The organism is Mesorhizobium sp. M0587, from assembly GCF_040320945.1.
Taxonomy (GTDB): domain Bacteria; phylum Pseudomonadota; class Alphaproteobacteria; order Rhizobiales; family Rhizobiaceae; genus Mesorhizobium.
In genome coordinates, this window is record NZ_JAMYQP010000022.1 from 84885 (window position 1) to 102908 (window position 18024).

The 18024-nt window shown below is 62.4% G+C and carries 20 protein-coding genes and 3 tRNA genes; 12 read left to right on the forward strand and 11 right to left on the reverse strand.

The annotated features are described in order from the left end of the window. Nucleotides 1-56 precede the first annotated feature (56 nt). On the forward strand, nucleotides 57-755 hold the full coding sequence (locus NKI49_RS20120; RefSeq protein WP_352601864.1) for a TetR/AcrR family transcriptional regulator: 699 nt from the start codon (nucleotides 57-59) through the stop codon (nucleotides 753-755). Nucleotides 756-762: 7 nt separating this feature from the next. Here NKI49_RS20120 and NKI49_RS20125 read toward each other — a convergent pair whose 3' ends face one another. The 5 genes from NKI49_RS20125 to NKI49_RS20145 are packed head-to-tail and all read right to left on the reverse strand — an operon-like array spanning nucleotide 763 to nucleotide 5333. Continuing rightward, nucleotides 763-1515, reverse strand: a complete 753-nt coding sequence (locus NKI49_RS20125) for an MBL fold metallo-hydrolase (RefSeq protein ID WP_352601862.1) — start codon at nucleotides 1513-1515, stop codon at nucleotides 763-765. Nucleotide 1516: 1 nt separating this feature from the next. Continuing rightward, nucleotides 1517-2581, reverse strand: a complete 1065-nt coding sequence (locus tag NKI49_RS20130; RefSeq protein ID WP_352601860.1) for an ABC transporter ATP-binding protein — start codon at nucleotides 2579-2581, stop codon at nucleotides 1517-1519. Then, nucleotides 2578-3360 carry an ABC transporter permease gene (locus NKI49_RS20135; protein WP_352601858.1) on the reverse strand — a complete coding sequence of 261 codons (783 nt, stop codon included), beginning with the start codon at nucleotides 3358-3360 and terminating at the stop codon, nucleotides 2578-2580. The genes NKI49_RS20130 and NKI49_RS20135 overlap by 4 nt, the downstream gene beginning before the upstream one ends. Nucleotide 3361: 1 nt before the next feature. Beyond that, the gene (locus NKI49_RS20140) at nucleotides 3362-4228 is read right to left on the reverse strand and encodes an ABC transporter permease (RefSeq protein WP_352601856.1); all 867 of its coding nucleotides are present in this window, start codon (nucleotides 4226-4228) and stop codon (nucleotides 3362-3364) included. A 13-nt stretch (nucleotides 4229-4241) separates the two neighbouring features. Continuing rightward, on the reverse strand, nucleotides 4242-5333 hold the full coding sequence (locus NKI49_RS20145) for a polyamine ABC transporter substrate-binding protein (protein ID WP_352601854.1): 1092 nt from the start codon (nucleotides 5331-5333) through the stop codon (nucleotides 4242-4244). Nucleotides 5334-5424: 91 nt separating this feature from the next. On the opposite strand from NKI49_RS20145, the gene NKI49_RS20150 reads away from it, so the two are divergent. Beyond that, complete coding sequence (locus NKI49_RS20150; RefSeq protein WP_352601851.1) at nucleotides 5425-6039, forward strand: TetR/AcrR family transcriptional regulator; 615 nt, start codon at nucleotides 5425-5427, stop codon at nucleotides 6037-6039. A 368-nt stretch (nucleotides 6040-6407) separates the two neighbouring features. Next, entirely contained in the window at nucleotides 6408-6971 is a 564-nt protein-coding gene (locus NKI49_RS20155; RefSeq protein ID WP_352601849.1) for a DUF2569 family protein, read from the forward strand. Between the two features lie 79 nt (nucleotides 6972-7050). Here NKI49_RS20155 and NKI49_RS20160 read toward each other — a convergent pair. Together NKI49_RS20160 and NKI49_RS20165 are read right to left on the reverse strand one after the other, a co-directional pair. Then, nucleotides 7051-7126: transfer RNA gene (locus tag NKI49_RS20160), tRNA-Thr, on the reverse strand. A gap of 167 nt (nucleotides 7127-7293) precedes the next feature. Further along, nucleotides 7294-8025: a cysteine hydrolase family protein gene (locus tag NKI49_RS20165; RefSeq protein ID WP_352601847.1), complete on the reverse strand. Its 732-nt coding sequence runs from the start codon at nucleotides 8023-8025 to the stop codon at nucleotides 7294-7296. 222 nt (nucleotides 8026-8247) lie between these two features. Between NKI49_RS20165 and NKI49_RS20170 the strand changes: the two genes are divergently transcribed. Both NKI49_RS20170 and NKI49_RS20175 read left to right on the forward strand, forming a co-directional pair. Further along, complete coding sequence (locus NKI49_RS20170; RefSeq protein WP_352601845.1) at nucleotides 8248-8415, forward strand: hypothetical protein; 168 nt, start codon at nucleotides 8248-8250, stop codon at nucleotides 8413-8415. A 226-nt stretch (nucleotides 8416-8641) separates the two neighbouring features. Continuing rightward, nucleotides 8642-8950, forward strand: coding sequence for a BA14K family protein (locus tag NKI49_RS20175; RefSeq protein WP_352601843.1), 309 nt, complete (start codon nucleotides 8642-8644; stop codon nucleotides 8948-8950). Between the two features lie 92 nt (nucleotides 8951-9042). On the opposite strand, the gene bhcR is transcribed toward NKI49_RS20175, so the two are convergent. Further along, nucleotides 9043-9864 (reverse strand): HTH-type transcriptional regulator BhcR, encoded by an 822-nt coding sequence (bhcR, locus tag NKI49_RS20180; protein WP_352602031.1) that lies wholly within the window; start codon nucleotides 9862-9864, stop codon nucleotides 9043-9045. 213 nt (nucleotides 9865-10077) lie between these two features. Here bhcR and gcl point away from each other — a divergent pair, with 213 nt between their 5' ends. From gcl to NKI49_RS20195, 3 genes are all read left to right on the forward strand, one after another. Continuing rightward, nucleotides 10078-11859: a glyoxylate carboligase gene (gcl, locus tag NKI49_RS20185; RefSeq protein ID WP_352601841.1), complete on the forward strand. Its 1782-nt coding sequence runs from the start codon at nucleotides 10078-10080 to the stop codon at nucleotides 11857-11859. Between the two features lie 167 nt (nucleotides 11860-12026). Continuing rightward, nucleotides 12027-12824, forward strand: a complete 798-nt coding sequence (otnI, locus tag NKI49_RS20190) for a 2-oxo-tetronate isomerase (RefSeq protein WP_352601839.1) — start codon at nucleotides 12027-12029, stop codon at nucleotides 12822-12824. Between the two features lie 230 nt (nucleotides 12825-13054). After that, nucleotides 13055-13942: a 2-hydroxy-3-oxopropionate reductase gene (locus tag NKI49_RS20195; RefSeq protein WP_352601837.1), complete on the forward strand. Its 888-nt coding sequence runs from the start codon at nucleotides 13055-13057 to the stop codon at nucleotides 13940-13942. Between the two features lie 63 nt (nucleotides 13943-14005). Here NKI49_RS20195 and NKI49_RS20200 read toward each other — a convergent pair whose 3' ends face one another. Beyond that, the gene (locus tag NKI49_RS20200; RefSeq protein WP_352601835.1) at nucleotides 14006-14851 is read right to left on the reverse strand and encodes a TrmH family RNA methyltransferase; all 846 of its coding nucleotides are present in this window, start codon (nucleotides 14849-14851) and stop codon (nucleotides 14006-14008) included. Nucleotides 14852-15051: 200 nt separating this feature from the next. On the opposite strand from NKI49_RS20200, the gene NKI49_RS20205 reads away from it, so the two are divergent. Both NKI49_RS20205 and NKI49_RS20210 read left to right on the forward strand, forming a co-directional pair. Further along, nucleotides 15052-15136, forward strand: a tRNA-Tyr gene (locus NKI49_RS20205). A 90-nt stretch (nucleotides 15137-15226) separates the two neighbouring features. Further along, nucleotides 15227-15300: transfer RNA gene (locus tag NKI49_RS20210), tRNA-Gly, on the forward strand. A 65-nt stretch (nucleotides 15301-15365) separates the two neighbouring features. On the opposite strand, the gene NKI49_RS20215 is transcribed toward NKI49_RS20210, so the two are convergent. After that, nucleotides 15366-15830, reverse strand: coding sequence for a YidB family protein (locus NKI49_RS20215; RefSeq protein WP_352601833.1), 465 nt, complete (start codon nucleotides 15828-15830; stop codon nucleotides 15366-15368). Nucleotides 15831-15960: 130 nt separating this feature from the next. Here NKI49_RS20215 and NKI49_RS20220 point away from each other — a divergent pair, with 130 nt between their 5' ends. Then, nucleotides 15961-16218: a GlsB/YeaQ/YmgE family stress response membrane protein gene (locus NKI49_RS20220; protein ID WP_027028255.1), complete on the forward strand. Its 258-nt coding sequence runs from the start codon at nucleotides 15961-15963 to the stop codon at nucleotides 16216-16218. 150 nt (nucleotides 16219-16368) lie between these two features. On the opposite strand, the gene NKI49_RS20225 is transcribed toward NKI49_RS20220, so the two are convergent. Then, nucleotides 16369-17256 carry a DMT family transporter gene (locus tag NKI49_RS20225; protein WP_352601831.1) on the reverse strand — a complete coding sequence of 296 codons (888 nt, stop codon included), beginning with the start codon at nucleotides 17254-17256 and terminating at the stop codon, nucleotides 16369-16371. 314 nt (nucleotides 17257-17570) lie between these two features. On the opposite strand from NKI49_RS20225, the gene NKI49_RS20230 reads away from it, so the two are divergent. Then, a partial coding sequence (locus tag NKI49_RS20230) for a GTP-binding protein (protein WP_352695735.1) occupies nucleotides 17571-18024 on the forward strand: 454 nt, incomplete at its 3' end.

An 18024-nucleotide genomic window follows, 5' to 3' on the forward strand; every position in this document is an offset into this window, starting at 1 on the left:
GCCAAGCAACTTGTGCGGCGGGATTTCCGCCGCGGGGTCCGAAAGGCCTGACGAAAATGGCGCAACGCAAGGCAGGGGCGGAGAAACGCGGGTCCGTGGCGACCAAGGGCAGGGCTTCGGCAAACGATGCCGCTCCCAGGGATCGTCGCAGGGAGCGCGGCGAAGCGAGCGTGCAGCGGATCATCGACGCCACCATCGAGCTCATCGCGGAGGAGGGACTGGCAAGCGTCACCATGCAGCGCATCGCCGAGCATGTCGGCTCGTCCAACGCGCTGGTCGTCTTTCATTTTCGCAGCAAGGAGAACCTTTTCCGGGCCGTGTTGCAGTATCTCAGCGATCAATATGACGAGCTGTGGGCCACCCTGGTTCGGGCGCCGGGCCTGTCGCCGGTCGAAAGGCTGCTGGGCGCGGTCGACTGCGCGCAGCGCTTCGCGCGGCAGCACCCGCAATGGGTTTCGGTTTTTGTCGTGTTCTCCAGCGATCGCAAGAGCATGCAGATCTACAATGAAATCGGTCTGCCCGGCGATCTCGCCTACACCGCCGAAGCGCGCGAACTGCTCACCGAGATCGCGCGCAGCGGCGGCTATGCCGACGTCGATCTATACACTCTGTCCGAAAGCCTGAACTATCTGGTCCATGGCGCCTGGTATTGGGACCACCTGAACCCTCCCGGCCGCGAATCCAACGTATTGCGCAAGACCATGCTGCTCCTGCTGCATCAGGCATTTCCGCGGCATTTCGAATTGATGCGCTAATTCGCCGTCAGCGCAGATGGCAGCCGGCCCGGCGTTTGTGCGCCAGGTACTCGTCGACAAGCTGGCGATAGCGCACCTTGCCGAAGCTCGGGAAATGACCGCCATGCACGACCGAGACATCGAGGTCGCGCATGGCGAGCAGCGTAGCCATGTAGTCCGGGATGTCCGAGTGGTAGACGTCGTCGATCAGCGGGCCGTCATAGATGATATCGCCGGATAGCAGCACGCCGGTTTTCTTCTCGTAGAGCGCAATGCCGCCGGGCGAATGGCCAGGCGTATGGATGACCTCGAAAGCACGGTCGCCGAGATCGACGACGTCGCCATGCGCGAGCAGGCGGTCGGCCGGCGCCGCCAGGATTTTGTAGCGTGCCGTGTCCCATCCCTGCGGCATGCCGTCGAACATCTCTTCGTTGGCATAGCGGTCCGCGACCGTCCATTCGTTGCGCGGATCGGCGAGGATTTCCGCCTCGGCGGCATGTACGCAGCGGTCGGGAAATTCGTGGTGGCAGCCGATATGGTCGAAATGCGTGTGGCTGGCGACGCAGGTCAGTTTGCGTTCGCTCACCAGGGACACGTGACGTTTGAGGCTGAAATGGCCGAGGCCGGTATCGAACAGAAGATCGCGATCGCGGCCGCGCACGTGCCACATGTTGCAGCGGAAGAACGGTTTAATCCATAGCTCATGGATCAAGGTCACGCCATCGCCCATGCGGATGGTTTCGTACCAGTCTGTAGCCTCGATGATCGGCAGGATGCCCATTTCAATCCGTCAACAGGATGATCTGGTCGGTATCGCACGAAATCGCGACAGTGTCGCCCGGCTGGACGGTGGCCGCGGCCGCGAGCTTGGCGATGAATTGCAGCGAGGGATCTTCGACGGAAACCGCGAGCACGCGCTTGAAGCTGCCCTGGAAAACGACGTCGCTCACCTCAGCCGTGCCGAGCTTGGCGCTGCCGGCGTCCGCGCCGAGAACAAGGTGCTCCGGCCGTATCGCCAGCGCAACGGCCGAACCGAGCGGCAACGCGCTGGGCAGCGACACCGATCCGGCCGGCGTCGCGACAATGCTTGTCTTGTCCCTGGCCTGCGTGACCGTGCCGGCAAGAATGGTGCTTTCGCCCATGAAGGTGGCGGAAAAGCGCGTCGCCGGTCTTGCATAGACACGCTCGGGCGGCCCTTCGTCCTCGATGCGGCCGTCATTCATCACCACGCAGTGGTCAGCCAGCGCCATCGCCTCCTCCTGATCGTGGGTGACATGGATGAAAGCGGTGCCGACGCGCTTCTGGATCGACTTCAACTCATCCTGCATCTGCCGGCGCAATTTGAGGTCGAGCGCGCCGAGCGGCTCGTCGAGCAGGAGCACCGCCGGCTCGATCACCAGCGCGCGCGCCAGCGCCACGCGCTGCCGCTGGCCGCCGGAGAGCTGGTGCGGCTTCTTGTCGAAGGATGTGGCCAACCCGACCAGCGCCAGCGCCTCGCGCGCCTTTGCCGCCCTGGTCGCGCCGTCGACGCCTTGCATGCGCAGGCCGAAGCCGACATTGGCCCCGACGCTCATATGCGGGAACAGCGCATAGTCCTGGAACACCGTCGTCGTCGGCCGCCTGGCCGGCGGCACGGCGGTGCAATCCTCGCCCCGGATGAAGACCTTGCCTTCGCTGGGCATGACGAAGCCGCCCAGGATGGAAAGCAGCGTCGTCTTGCCGGAGCCCGAGGGGCCAAGCAGGATCGTGTAGCTGCCCGGCTCGACCTTGAGCGAGACGTCTTTCAGCACCGCCAGCTGCCCGAAACGGTGCGAGACGTTGCGGATATCGACCAGGGGCGTGCTCATGCCGGCTTTCTCCGCAGCAATGTCAGTTCGAACAGCACGACCAGCACGATCGAGATGGCGAAGACCAGCGACCCGACGGCGTTGGTTTTCGGATTGAGGCCCGAGCGCAGCAGGTTCCAGATTTCGACCGGCAGCGTAGTGTCGAAGCGGGTCAGCAGGAAGGAGATCACGAACTCGTCCCAGGAAAATGTCATCGACAGGAAGAAACCGGCGAAAATAGCAGGCGCCATGACCGGGACGGTGATCAGCAGCAGCACCTTCCACTCCGGCGCGCCGAGGTCGCGCGCGGCGCGCTCGATGTTGATCTGGTGGTCGCCCATCTGGCTGTAGATGATGGCAAAGCACAGCGGCAGGTTGATCACGACGTGGCCGATGCCGGCGGCAAGCAGCGATTTCGGCACGCCGGCCCAGTTGAACAGCACCAAGAGTCCCATGCCGATGATGAGATAGCTGACCGTCAGCGGCAGCGTGATCAGCCCGCGCAGCAGGCCGGAGCCCGGCAGCACGAATCGACCGAAACCCCAGGCGGACAGGAAGCCGAGCGTGACGGCGGCAAGCGACGAGATGGACGCGACCAGCAGCGAGTTGGCCAGCGCCGAGGTCAGCCGCGTGTCGGAAAGCACGGCGTCGTACCAGCGCAGCGACGGCCCGGTGAACGGCGGGATCGGGAACGAGGTCGCCTGCAGCGAAAACAGCACCAGCACCACTACCGGCAGGAAGATGAATCCGTAGACGCCAAGCGCGTAGAGCCAGGAGGCGATGCGGACTATCCAGCGCATCTCAGGCCCGCTCGATCTTGAGCCAGCGGGCGCAAGCGAGATAGGCAATGGTGACCACCGCCATCAGGATGATCGACAATGCCGACGCCAGCGGAAAATCGCCGCGCCGGCCGATCTGCATCATCACCAGCTGCGGCATCAGAAGCTCGTTATTGCCGCCGAGGATCTGCGGCGTGATGTAGTCGCCGATGCACAGCACGAAGGTCAGGAAGGCGCCGACCATGATGCCGGGCAAGGTCAGCGGCAGGACGACATGCAAGAAGGTGCGCACCGGCCCGGCGCCGAGATCGGCGGCGGCCTTGCGATAGCTCGGGCTCAACTGCTTCAGATTGGCGAAGATCGTCAGCGTCAACAGCATGACAAAGAAATGCACGAAGCCGGTGACGGTGGCGAAACGCGTATTGGCGAGCTGCAGCGGCTCGGCGACGACGCCAAGGCCGGTCAGCGCGCGATTGACGACGCCGTTTTGCGCCAGCACCAGCAGCCAGGAATAGGAGCGCACGACATAGGAGGTCCAGAACGGCAGCACGGCCAGCATCAGCGCCAGCCGCTGCCAGCGTTCCGGCACCTGTTCGGCCAGGATCCAGGCGAAGGGATAGGCGAGCAGCACCGAAACCACGGTGACGATCGCCGTCACCTCCAGCGAGTTCACCATGGCCTGCCAATAGGAGGGGTTGGTGAAGAACTGGCTGTAGTTGGCTGATGTGAAGCCGCCGCCTTCATGCGCCGTCAGGCTGGAAAACCCCATGGCGATGAACGGCAGCACGAAGAACAGCAAGGTCCAGCCGAGCGCCGGCGTGACCAGCGCCCAGGGCAGGGCGCGGCCCGCCCGGGGCAGGGCACGGCCATTGTTTGCCGAGGTATTCATGAGCGGTATCAGCTCACTTCGCCTGCAGCATTTCGGTCCACATGTCCTGCATCTTCTTGTCGAGATCGGCATTCGGCGACGGATAGGCCTGGGCGCGGGCGAGGAAGCCCGGCTGCTCGTCGAAACGCAGGACCTTCTTCTGGTCGTCGGTCAGCGCCGCCTTGGTGTTCGCCGGCATGCCCCAGTAGCAGGACGAGGTGGCAAGCCGCGCCTGGCCCTCCGGGCTCATGATGTACTGGATGAATTTCAGCGCCACGTCCTTGTTCTTGGAGTCCTTGAACATGGCCAGCGACTGCGACCACAGCACCGCGCCCTCCTTTGGAATGGAGAAGTCCAGCGCCGGGTTTTCCTTGGCCAATCCCGCCGTCACCCATTCGCCGCCGCCGACCAGAATATCGACCTCGCCGGTTGCCAGCGCCGTCTGGCTGGCGGTGACTTCGCCGACCAGCTTAGCATTGGCCTTCATCTTGAGAAGTTCGTCCTTGAGGGCGGGCAGGTCGGCTTCGGTCAGCTCCGCCGTCTTCTTGCCGATGGCCAGCGCCGCCATGCCGATGACCGGCAGGTAATAATCGTAGATCGCGACCTTGCCCTTGTACTTGTCGCTGGTCAGCGACGCCATGGACTGCATGTCGGCCGGATCGACCTTGGTCTTGTTGAAGCCGATCGTGTTGTAGCCGAACTTTTCGGTGATGCCGTAGCGCTTGCCGCCGACCACGGTGGAGCCGTCCATCTTCACCTGCGGAAACAAATCGGCCAGCGGCAGCTTGTCTTCCGGCAGCGGCTCGAACAGGCCTTTCTCGACGCCGCGCGGTACGTCGATGCTATCGATCACCATCACGTCCCAATCGCCGGGCTGCGACTGCTCGACGATGGCGAGCCCGGCGCCGGTGCCCTCGAATTCCTTGACGTTGACCTTGACGTTGTTGGCCTCCTCGAAGGGTTGCAGCAGCGCCGGATCGGAATGATCGCACCAGATCAGCGCGTTGAGGTCGGCTGCCCCGGCGACGCTGCCCGTCGCGAGAAGCAGTGCCGTGGCGGCGCACGCCGCATGCAGATGGTTCTTCAGGGTGGAAAGCGGATTCCTGGATGCGGATTTGATGGACATCGAGTGTTCTCCCTTGCCTTTGTGGCTTCTTGCAAAAAATTGAACCAATTCTAAAATTGAGTCAATTCTGTTTTTATGGCAAGAGGCTGGGATGAGCGGATTGCGGGCAAGGCAAAAGGCGGACCGGCAGAGGCGCATCATCGAGGCGGCGGCCGAGCTTTTTCGCGATGCCGGCTATGAGGGCGCCAAGATCGAGGCCATCGCCGCCCAGGCCGAAGTCTCGGTCGGCACCATCTACAACTACTACCAGAACAAGGGTGATATCCTCGGCGCCATCGTCTCGCTGGAGGTCAACGAGGTGCTGAATGCAGGGCAGGGCGTCGTCGCCAGGCCGCCGGCCAATGTCGGCGATGCGCTGGACACGCTGGTCGGCATCTACATCGAGCACTCCCTGCACTATCTCAGCAAGGAGATGTGGCGGCAGGCGATGGCGATCTCGACGCAACTGCCCGACAGCCCGTTCGGCCAGGCCTACACCGCGCTCGACCGCGCGCTCACCGAACAGATCCGCGCCCTGATCGCAAGGTTGCAGGTGCTTGGCCTGGCGCGACAGGATATCGATGGGGCGGCACTCGGCGAACTGATCTTCAACAACATGAACATGATGTTCATCGAGTTCGTGAAGCGCGATGAGGCGAGGATCGCCGAACTGCGCGCGGCGATACGCCGGCAGAACCGGATTTTGGTGACGGCGATCACTGTGTGAGCCCAATCTTTTGGGGAACAGACAGGTGAAGCGAGCTTTAGAGTCCGGGTCGTCAACCGGGGCCCCGAACGCAGGTTGGCAAAAGGACTGACGACGGCCAACACCGGCGGTACCGCCAGCTTTTTGTGCCGGCGGCTTTTCACGATAGGAATTTTTTCTTGACAGGGTGAGTGCAGCTATGGTAGATATTTATCCATGGTGCAGATTTGCGCCAATGACCCGCCGCACAGGCGGGTTTTTCGTTTGATGCTTCTCAACCAACGCTCCGGAAGAACCCGTTAACCCGGGCTTCGTGGGTCGTCAGCAAGCCCTCTTGAGTCGCCGTCAAAACGTGCTACAACCTAAGGATGCATTAGGGGGGTAGTAAAATGGGATTTTCTATCTGGCATTGGGCAATAGTGTTGCTGCTGATCGGTGTGCCCGTCTTCGTCGCCATCCGATCCGCAAGCAAATCTTCACAGGCTCCGGCAGATCTGGTTGGGTTTGGGGGCTGGCTGATGCTGCTGGCGATCGGTCAGGCATTGTCACCGCTGCGCACGCTCGCCAGCTTGGGCAATTCGGTCGAAGGCTACCAACAGCTCATGATCCTGCCAAACGGGCCCTTGGCGGTATATGGCGAGGTTGCCCTCAACCTGCCGTTTCTGGCGCTTCAGTTGGTTGTTCTGGTTACGATGCTGCGACGAAGCCACCGCTTCCCGCGCTTGTTTCTATGCCAGTGGTTCGCGATTCCTCTCGTGTTCATCCTGGACACGGTGTGGACTTCAACAATCCTCGACGTCCCGGTGAACCAGGTGCTTGCCGGGAGTGCACTGGTAACGCCCCTGGTCTCGTTCGCGTTCACGGGGATATGGGCGGCATACGTCTATAATTCGGTGAGGGTGAGGAACACTTTCGCCAGGGCGAGCACATCAGGCCGGATCGTGAGCGCCTGACAGAGCGCTCGTGGCCGGCAATCCGCTTCGGAAACGTTGACCGTGAGGTTTTCGCCTCGCGTGGAATTTCGTGCGGAACTGGTGCCCCCGGACGGAATCGAACCGCCGACCTTCGGTTTACAAAACCGCTGCTCTACCAGCTGAGCTACAAGGGCACGGCGCTCCGGTTAGCATATTTGTTGCGCCAGTAAAGACAAAACTCCGTTTTCGATTCCCCACGACGGTTGATGAGCAGGCGGTGTCGTATCTGGACTTGACCTTACGCTGACCCGGAGCGGAAGCCTTGCCGTTTCGAGATCAGATGATACCGACGGTCGCGATCTCATTCGGCTAATTCAAGACGCCCCTGAACGTGCGCCTCAATGGCCCTCAGGAAATGGTCGGACGTCGATGTCCACCCGAATAGCACCTCTACGAGCGTGAGCGAGGCGTCATGATTGCTCCTTGAGGCGTCTCGCGCGATGGGCTCGCTGGTGCAATCTGTGAGCAGTATGCATTGAAAGTCCCTGAAAAAGGCATCTCGTATCGTCGACTCGACACAGACGCTGGTCGTGCATCCTGTCACGATGAGGTGCCTGATACCTGCGGTCCGCAGAACAGCATCGAGTTCGGTCTCGTAGAAACCGCTGAACCGGGTCTTGTAGAGGACGACATCGCCTGCTTTCGGCTTGAGGTCGTCGACGATATCTGTTCCCCAAGTGTCGCGGATCAGAATCCGGCTCTCGCTGCCATCCGGGGCTGTCATACTCTCTCCGACCCCAAAAATCTGGAGATGTCGCAACCGGTTCGGGGCGCCCGACGCCCCGAGGTCCGAGAGATCGGAACGATACCCCATCTTCAGATAGACGACGGGCACACTCACATCGCGGGCGGCGGCTATTACGCTTGCAGTAGGGCCGATCGCCCGTTGAATCCCGGAAATATCGATTCCGGCCCGGTCGAACATTCCACCTTTGGAGCCGAAGTCATTCTGCATGTCCACGACGAGAACAGCAGCCTGGGTAGGATCAATTGAAATCGGCTGAGGCTTTGCCTCAATGATGAGCGCCTGCATTTTACCTCCCACCAGCATGAGGTGCCGTCCATTGTGCGTGTCATGATGATCCGCCGCGCACTTCGCGTCAACAAAGGGGAGCTACAGCCCCGCTTGCGAACCCAATGGTGGCCTGAGAACGGCGGTCACGTTGATGAGGCTGCCGGGGAGGGGCATCCTGAAAACCGCCAGATTGCTACCTACATGTTGTCGAGATGCAATCGCTTCGGACTGGAGTGTCGCATGATCAGGCTCGTCATCATTCTGCCGATCGTCGTCATCGCCTGGATGCTGCTGGTGAAGCTCATCAGCGATGTCAAGAAGGCCAATGTCGACTGGACCGGCGTCGCCACCATCATCGGCTTCATCGCGCTCGCTTTCTGGCTTCGCCATGTCATGGGGATGGGGTGAGAGAGAGCGAATAGCGAGTAGCGAGTAGTGAGTAGCGAATAGTCAGGTAGCGAGGAGACGCGTTGGTTTTCCCCTATTCGCTACTCCCTATTCGCTACTCGCTCGTTTGCTCGTTTCCCGGCCGCTCCACAAAATCTCCAAACCTCTCGAACCTTTTTCCTGGCCGCAACGACAGATGATCAAGAGGCGGATGGATCGCCTCGGTCAACGAAGCAAGGAGATCGTCATGTTCAAGCGCACACTCGTTTCCGGCCTCATCGCCACCACGGCCGCCGCCGCCGCCCTGGTCGGCACCGTCCAGCCTTCCGCCGCTCATAGCCATCATCATCACGACCTTGGCATCGGCATCGCCGCCGGCGTCGGCGGGTTCGTCCTGGGCAGCCTGCTTGCCCAGCAGCAGCCGCGTACCGTCTATGTCGAGGAAGACGGCGGCTCCTGGCACGTCCGCCGCTGCTTCGATCGTTATTCGAGCTACGATCCGGACTCCGACACCTATATCGGCTACGATGGCTATCGCCATTACTGCCGGCTCTGAGGAGAGGGCGTTTCAATCAGCTGGAAAGAGGGGTGCCCCGCCGCCCCTTTTTCAGTGAACGGTCACTGGCGCAATTGCCCGGGGAACGACTATCAGGTCGCCCTGGTGCCGCCGATCATCCTGGTCACCTCGGCCGCGGCGCTGCGCACCATCGGCCCGATCTCGGCCAGCCGTTCCGGCGTCACCCGCACGGTCGGCCCCGACACCGAGACGCCGCCGATCGGTTCGCCGAATTCATTGAAGATGGCCGCGGCCACGCAGCGCATTCCGGGGTGCCGTTCCTCGTCGTCCACCGACCAGCCGCGCAGCTTGATGACAGCCAGGTCATGCGCGAGGGCAGGGATGTCGGACAGCGTCCTGTCGGTGAAGCGCTGCAGGCCGGCCTTGCGCAAAATGGTTCCAACGCGCTCCGGGTCGAGATGCGCCAGCACCGCCTTGCCGATGCCGGAAGCGTGGAAGGGACTGCGCGTGCCTGGCCGGAAGAAGGCGCGGATCGCCTGGTGCGTCTCGACCTGGCTGACGAACACGACGCAGTCGTCCTCGGCGACGCCGAGATTGGCGGTCTCGCCGGTCTTCTCCATCAGTTCCTGCATGACGATGCGGGCGCGGTCGACCAGCTTGCGGCGGCGCAGGAACGCCGCGCCCATGCGATAGGTCTCGACGCCGATCGACCACAGCTGGTCGCTGGTGTCGAATTCGACCATGCCGTGGTTTTCCAGCGTCGTCAGCATGCGGTAGGCGGTGGAGGCCGCAAGCCCGCTCTGCGCCGATATCTCGCTCAGCGACAGGCCACTGCCCTCAGCGACAATGGCCAGTATGCGCAAGGCGCGATCGAGCGATTGCACCGAATTGGCCTCTGACGGCCCGTTGAAAGCGCGCGGACGACCGCGCTGGCGTTTTTCGGTCGTTTCCATGGCGCCATTGTCGTCGAATTTGCCGGACAGGCAATGAAAAAGTTTTTCATCATATCGCACTCCAAGTTTCCTGGAAAACGGAAAACCGAACAAAATCAGCGCGTAGCCGTCGTTTTCTAGAAATGAAAAAATATTCTGGAAAAATTGAAAAATGCGCGAGGTGCTGGCATCCTCTGGCCATCCAATAATGACAACCCTGTGGAGGGCCGGAAAATGGCTGGGATGCGCGCTGTCGATGCCGCGGTTCTCGTTCTCGAAAAGGAAGGCATCTCCTGTGCTTTCGGCGTGCCAGGGGCGGCGATCAATCCGCTTTATTCGGCGCTGAAGACGAGGGGCACGATCCGTCATGTCCTTGCCCGTCACGTCGAGGGCGCCTCGCACATGGCCGAAGGCTACACCCGCGCCAAGGCGGGGAATATCGGGCTATGCATCGGAACCTCGGGTCCGGCCGGTACCGATATGATCACCGGGCTCTATTCGGCCGCGGCCGATTCCATTCCGATCCTCTGCATCACCGGTCAGGCGCCGCGCGCGCGGTTGAACAAGGAGGATTTCCAGGCCGTCGACATCGCCGCCATCGCCGCACCCGTCGCCAAATGGGCCGTCACCGTCATGGAACCCTATCTGGTGCCGATGGCGCTGCAGAAGGCTTTTCATCTCATGCGCTCGTCGCGGCCGGGTCCGGTGCTGATCGACCTGCCGGTCGACGTCCAACTGGCCGAGATCGAGTTCGACATCGACGCCTATGAGCCGCTTATCCCGTTCAAGCCGGCGATGACGCGCGCCCAGGCCGAAAAGGCACTGGCGATGCTCAACGCCGCCGAAAAGCCGCTGATCGTCGCCGGCGGCGGCATCGTCAATGCCGATGCGTCGGACCTGCTGATCGAATTCGCCGAAATTTCCGGCGTGCCGGTCATCCCGACACTGATGGGCTGGGGCGCGATCCCCGACGACCACCGGCTGATGGCCGGCATGTGCGGGTTGCAGACCTCGCACCGCTACGGCAATGCGACGATGCTCGAGGCCGATTTCGTGTTCGGCATCGGCAACCGCTGGGCCAACCGCCACACCGGCTCCGTGGATGTCTACACCAGGGGCAAGAAATTCATCCATGTCGACATCGAGCCGACGCAGATCGGCCGCGTCTTCGCGCCGGATCTCGGCGTCGTCTCGGATGCGGGTGCCGCGCTGAAGATGCTACTCGACGTCGCCACCGAGTGGAAGACGGCCGGAAAGCTGCGCGACTGGTCCGGCTGGGCGAAGGAATGCCAGGCGCGCAAGAAGACGATGAAGCGCAAGACGCATTTCGACCAGGTGCCGCTGAAGCCGCAGCGCGTCTACGAGGAGATGAACAAGGCGTTTGGCCGCGACGTCACCTATGTCACTACGATCGGCCTGTCGCAGATCGCCGGCGCGCAGTTCCTGCATGTCTACAAGCCGCGCAACTGGATCAATTGCGGCCAGGCCGGCCCGCTCGGCTGGACGTTGCCTGCCGCCCTCGGTGTGCGCGCCGCCGATCCCGACCGCACCATCGTGGCGCTGTCGGGCGACTATGATTTCCAGTTCATGATCGAGGAATTGGCGGTCGGCGCGCAGCACAAACTGCCCTATCTCCATGTCGTCGTGAACAATGCCTATCTCGGGCTGATCCGCCAGGCGCAGCGCGGTTTTTCGATGGATTTCGAGGTCAGCCTCGCTTTCGAGAACATCAACCGCGTCGGCGACCCCGAGGCCGGCTACGGCGTCGACCATGTCGCCGTCGCCGAGGCGATGGGCTGCAAGGCGGTGAGGGTGCGCAAGCCGGAAGAGTTCGCGGGCGCCTTCAAGGAAGCCCAGCGGCTGATGAAGGAACACCAGGTTCCGGTCGTGCTCGAATTCATCCTCGAGCGCGTCACCAACATCTCGATGGGCATCGAGATCGACAAGGTCACCGAATTCGAGGACCTTGCCGAACATCAGGAAGACGCGCCGACGGCCATCGTGATGCTGGATTGAGCCATGCTGATATTCAGGTGAGGCCGGCCTGCAAACGGCAGCTTCCTGCGCTTCCGGTGCTCACGTACAGAAAGTACGCTCCGCTCCGGTTCTCGGAAGCCACCATTTTCGGCTCGGCCTGACCTGAATCTCAACATGGCTTTGCATCTGGCAGAGAAGGAGAAAAAATGCCGCGTTTTTCAGCCAACCTTTCGATGCTCTTTGGCGAGCACGACTTCCTCGACCGTTTCGATGCCGCCGCCCGCGCCGGCTTCAAGGGCGTCGAATATATCGGGCCGTACGATCATGAGCCCGATGTCGTGGCTGCCCAGTTGAAGAAGAACGGCTTGACGCAGGTGCTGTTCAACCTGCCGGCAGGCGATTGGGGCAAGGGCGAGCGCGGCATCGCCGCACTGCCGGACCGCGTGCCGGAATTCCGCCAGGGCATCGCCAAGGCGATCGCCTACGCCCAGGCGCTCGGCTGCGAGCAGGTCAATTGCCTGGCCGGCATCGCGCCGGCCGGCGCCGACCGCAAGGTGCTCGAGGATGTCTTCGCCGAAAACCTCGCCTTCGCGGCGGAAAAGCTGGAGCAGGCCGGCGTCAGGCTGTTGATCGAGCCGATCAACACCCGCGATATCCCGGGCTTCTTCCTCAACTATTCCGACCAGGCACTTGGTCTCATCGACCGCGTCGGCTCGAAGAACCTGTTCCTGCAATACGACATCTATCACATGCAGATCATGGAGGGGGATCTCGCCCGTACCATCGAGGCAAACCTCAGCCGCATCGCGCATATCCAGCTTGCGGACAATCCCGGCCGTCATGAGCCGGGGACGGGCGAGATCAACTATCCCTTCCTCTACGAGCATATCGACCGCATCGGTTATTCCGGCTGGATTGGGGCGGAATATAAGCCGAAGGCGGGTACGGAAGCTGGGTTGGGGTGGTTTCGGAAATTGGCCAGGCAGGGGAGTGCTGCGGCTTAGTTGGCTCGAGGGTAGCAGTCTAGGTCGCGTTCCTTGGCGCCCCCCTCTGGCCTGCCGGCCATCTCCCCCACAGGTGGGGAGATTGGCAGCTTCGGCGCGCCGCTCACTCCTACGGCGTTAGAGATTGGCGAAGGCCGGGACGCATCCAATCTCCCCCCTCGTGGGGGAGATGGCCGGCAGGCCAGAGGGGGGCGCGCAGGAACGCCGCCTAACAAAAACGGAGAACCACAATGGAAACCATCGGCTTCATCGGCCTCGGCATCATGGGCGCGCCGATGGCGGGACATCTGCTGGACGCCGGCCACACGGTCATCGCCAGCGACCACCGCTCCAAGCCGCCGGCCGAACTCGTGGCCAAGGGACTGAAAACTGTCACCGGCCATGCCGCCGTGGCCAGTGCGGCGGGTATCATCATCACCATGGTGCCCGACACACCACAAGTCGCCGAGGTGCTGTTCGGCGAAAATGGCGTCGCCTCGGGGCTGACCAAGGGCAAATTGGTCATCGACATGAGCTCGATATCGCCGATCGAAACCAAAGCTTTCGCGAAAAAGATCAACGAACTCGGCTGCGACTACCTCGACGCGCCGGTCTCGGGCGGCGAAGTCGGCGCCAAGGCGGCGTCTCTCACCATCATGGTCGGCGGCGGGGAAAGCGCCTTCGAGCGTGCAAAACCCGTGTTCGAAAAGATCGGCAAGAACATCACACTGGTCGGGCCGAACGGCGTCGGCCAGACCACCAAGGTGGCCAACCAGATCGTCGTCGCGCTGACCATTGAAGCTGTCGCCGAAGCGCTTGTTTTCGCATCGAAAGCCGGCGCCGATCCGGCCAAGGTCAGGCAGGCGCTGATGGGCGGTCTGGCCGCCTCGCGCATCCTCGAGGTCCATGGCGAGCGCATGGTCAAGCGCACCTTCGCGCCGGGCTTCCGCATCGAACTGCACCAGAAGGATCTGAACCTGGCGCTAGAGGGGGCAAGGGCGCTCGGCGTCTTCCTGCCCAACACCTCGACCACCCAGCAACTGTTCAATTCCTGCGCCGCCAATGGCGGGGCGAAGGAGGATCACTCCGCGCTGGTCAGGGCGCTGGAGCGGATGGCGGGACATGAGGTAGGGCAGTAGGGCAGTAGGGCAGGCCCGTTCGGCGCCGCTTCTCGGAACATACTGCCTTATTGCCGTACTGCCCTACTGCCCCAGGAATTTCCTCGCCGCATAGAGGCTGACCGCCGCGGCATTCGACACGTTGAGCGAGCGGATGGCGCCGGGCATGTCGAGGCGGGCCAGTGTCGTCACCGTCTCGCGGGTCTTCTGGCGCAGGCCTTTGCCTTCGGCGCCCAGCACCAGGGCTATTCTGTCGCCGGCAAAGCTCGTTTCGAGTTCGGCCGGCCCGTCCGAATCGAGACCGATTGTCTGGAAGCCGGCGTCGTGCAGTTGGCCGAGCGCGTCCGCCAGGTTCTTCACCTCGATCTGGTCGATATGCTCCAGCGCGCCCGAGGCGGATTTCGCCAGCACGCCCGATTCCTGCGGGCTGTGGCGCGCCGTGGTGATCAGCGCGCCCGCGCCGAAAGCGACCGCCGAGCGCAGGATGGCGCCGACATTGTGCGGATCGGTGATCTGGTCGAGAACCAGCACCAGCTTCGTGTCGCCAAGCGCGTCGAGGCGCTTGGGCTTCAGCGGCTCGGCCTCGACCAGCACGCCTTGATGCACGGCATCCGAACCGGTGATCTTGTCGATGTCCTTGGGTTCGACCAGTTCCGCCTTGAAGGGCAGGGCGGCGAGATCGGCAATATCAAGGCGCTCGGCCGCGTTGCGCGTCACCAGCATTTTCCTGATCTTGCGGCGCGGATTGTCGAGCGCCGCCCGCACCGTGTGCAGGCCGTAGAGCCGTACCAGGCCGTCGGCGGCGTTCTCGCCGGGCGGCACGGGCTGGCGCGGGCGGAACGCTGGCGCGCCGCCGCTCTTCTCGTCGCGGTGCGCACGGCGCAGCTTGGCGTAATGGGTGTCTTTCGGAGTGCCGGTTTTGTTGCTCATGGCCGGCTTCTATAGCGGTCCGTCGCCGCTAGGGATATGGCCTGTCGCCGCAGCCGGCGAACAGAAACGAAAAACCCTGGCTGTGCGGTTGACACCCACTGGCCTTGCCGCCATAAGGCGCTTCGCTGATTTCGGAGAAGACATCCAACTCGGGTCCGGATTGGCGAGAATGCCTCGTTGCGTGGCTCCGGCGGCAGACTGGAGAGGTGCCCGAGTGGTTAAAGGGGACGGACTGTAAATCCGTTGGCTTAGCCTACGTTGGTTCGAATCCAACCCTCTCCACCACTGCCGGCCCGGAAGCCCTGAAACGAGAAAAGCATCGGATCGAAAAGTGCATGGCGCTTTTCGGATGAATCCGATACTTCAGTGCAAGGCGCGGGTATAGCTCAGTGGTAGAGCAGCAGCCTTCCAAGCTGAATATGCGGGTTCGATTCCCGCTACCCGCTCCAGAATTCAACCATACGACCGACGAACCGAAACGCTGCGCAAAGTGCGCAGCGCTCCAGTAATCGCTTCAGCTGTTGAACGCGGAGGCGACCTGGTGCTGCGGCGGCAGCTGGCCGTTCGGCGTCAGTCTGTCGACGATGCCGGGCAAGGCCGTCGACAACTGCTTGAGCAGTTCCTGCTCGTCCAGCCCGGTCCGTTGCGATATCTCGCGGATGATCTGCGGGCCGATCGCATTGCCGAGTTCGTTGGCGTTGATCGACTGGTTCTGCCCGGTACCGACCCATGAGTCGGCGACATTGCCGTGGCCGGCGGTCTTGAGCTTGTCGAGCAGGCCGCCCAATCCACCCAGCAGGCCGCCGTCGCCGGAATTGGCTTCTGTCGGAGCGGGCTCGGCCGGCACCGGAGCTTGCGGCTGATCCGGTTGTTCTGCACTTCTGCCGCTCAGCATCTTTCCAACCAGCAACGCACCGAGTGCGATCATCAGCGGTTTGGTGATGTTGCCGCCGGGAACGGCGTTGTCAAAAAGTCCCATAATGGATCCTCCATCGCAACCAAGCCCGCCCATCTTCAACAATGGCGCATCGGGGCGGAATTGCAAGCTGGCTTGAGCTTTTGACAATCCTATGAAAATGTCCGGCTGGCGGGGGGATGGAGAGGAAAAAATGTCAATCATCAGCTGGATCATACTCGGCGTCATCGCCGGTTTCCTGGGCAGCAAGATCGTCAACAAGAGCGGTCAGGGCATGATAATGGATATCGTGCTCGGCATCGTCGGCGCCATTGTCGGCGGCCTGATCTTCAGCGCCTTTGGGGCGTCGGGCGTCACCGGCCTGAACATCTACAGCCTTATCGTCTCCGTGATCGGGGCGGTGGTGGTGCTGTGGGCCTATCACCAGTTCAGCGGTAAGCGGACGATTTAGAGGTCCGAGGCAGGCCGCCGGACATCTCCCGATCCTTTTCAGGATCTCGCTGATCTGCGTGTCGAGCCCGGCGGCGAGCCTTTTGGCGATGATCGGCAGTGGCTTCTGAGCAGGCGCTTCGGGAGCGCCTCACCGCTGTTTTGATGGTTCCTACGCGACCACGGCCAGCCGGCGCTTGCGCTGGTCCAGCGATACGATGGCCAAGCCGCTGCCGACAACCAGCAGGATGCCGCAGACAGCCAGCGCATTGGGGAATTGCCCGAACACCAGCAGGCCCGAAATGACCGCCCAGACGGTGAAGCAATAGTAGAACGGCGCCACCGCGCTGGTCGGCCCGACGCGGTAGGCCATGAAGATGAAGAAATGGCCGAAGATGAGGAAAAACCCGGCGCCGGCCATCAGCAGCAGATGGCGTGTCTCGGGCATGACCCAGCGCTCCGAAACCAGATGCGCGGCACCGGCTCCGATCAGCACCACCACGATGGCGGAAATCGCCACGATCATGCCTGGCACATCGGGCGGGACCCGCCTCCCGGCGAGGTCGCGCGCGGCGGCCAGCGTCGCATTGCCAAGCGCCAGCAAGGCGTAGACCGAAATGCCTTGCATGGTCGGTTGCGCCACCATCAGCGCGCCGATGAACCCAAGCCCGATCAGCGCCATGCGCCGGCCGCCGATCCGCTCGCCGAACAATATCGAGGAACCGACCAGCATCAGCAGCGGCGTGATCTGCCCGAGCGCGGTGGAATCCGCGATCTGCATGTTGGCGAGCGCCACGACGTAACAGAGGATGGCGGCCAGTTCGAGCAGGTTCCGGCGCAGCACGCGTCTGTCGAAGATCAGCGGAATCTGCTTGCCGTAGCCCAGCGCGAACAACAGCGGAAAGCCCCACAGCGTTGCCGCGGCACCGCGCAGGAACAGCACTTCGTAGGACGGCAGGCCCGCCGTCGCGAGCTTCATCATCGTGTCGTTGACGAGATACGACCCGGTCGAGACGATCATGAACAGCGGGCCGCGGATTGAGGCTGGGATGAAATGCATCCGGTCAGGAGATCAGACCTCGATGACGACCGCAATGGGCCATCGGCTTCGATGAATTCAGACAGGATGGGCATGAATTGAGACAAGGATGGGCAAGCAAGCAGCACGATTCGGGCTTCACCCGGCCGGGTTTGTACCCATTTCATTTCGCCGCCCGCCTTCCCATATCAGCGCCACATCCCCGCAACCGGATCCTGGGTTCGGACCGAGTGAGACGGCACCCGGCCAAAAGACGCTTGTGTTTTTTGGCCTTTGTCGCTAATCGCCCCGCATTCGACTGAACTGAAGGTCAAGGCCGTCCAAGGAAAGAGACTATGGCAAAAGGTAAATTCGAGCGCACCAAGCCTCATGTGAACATCGGCACGATTGGTCACGTCGACCATGGCAAGACGTCGCTGACGGCGGCGATCACGAAGTATTTTGGCGAATACAAGCGCTATGACCAGATCGATGCGGCGCCGGAAGAGAAGGCGCGCGGCATCACGATCTCGACGGCGCATGTCGAATACGAGACGGCCAACCGCCACTACGCCCACGTCGACTGCCCCGGCCACGCCGACTATGTGAAGAACATGATCACTGGCGCCGCGCAGATGGACGGCGCGATCCTGGTCGTGTCGGCCGCCGACGGCCCGATGCCGCAGACCCGCGAGCACATCCTGCTTGCCCGTCAGGTCGGCGTGCCGTCGATCGTGGTGTTTTTGAACAAGGTCGACCAGGTCGACGACGCCGAGCTGCTCGAACTGGTCGAGCTCGAGGTTCGCGAGC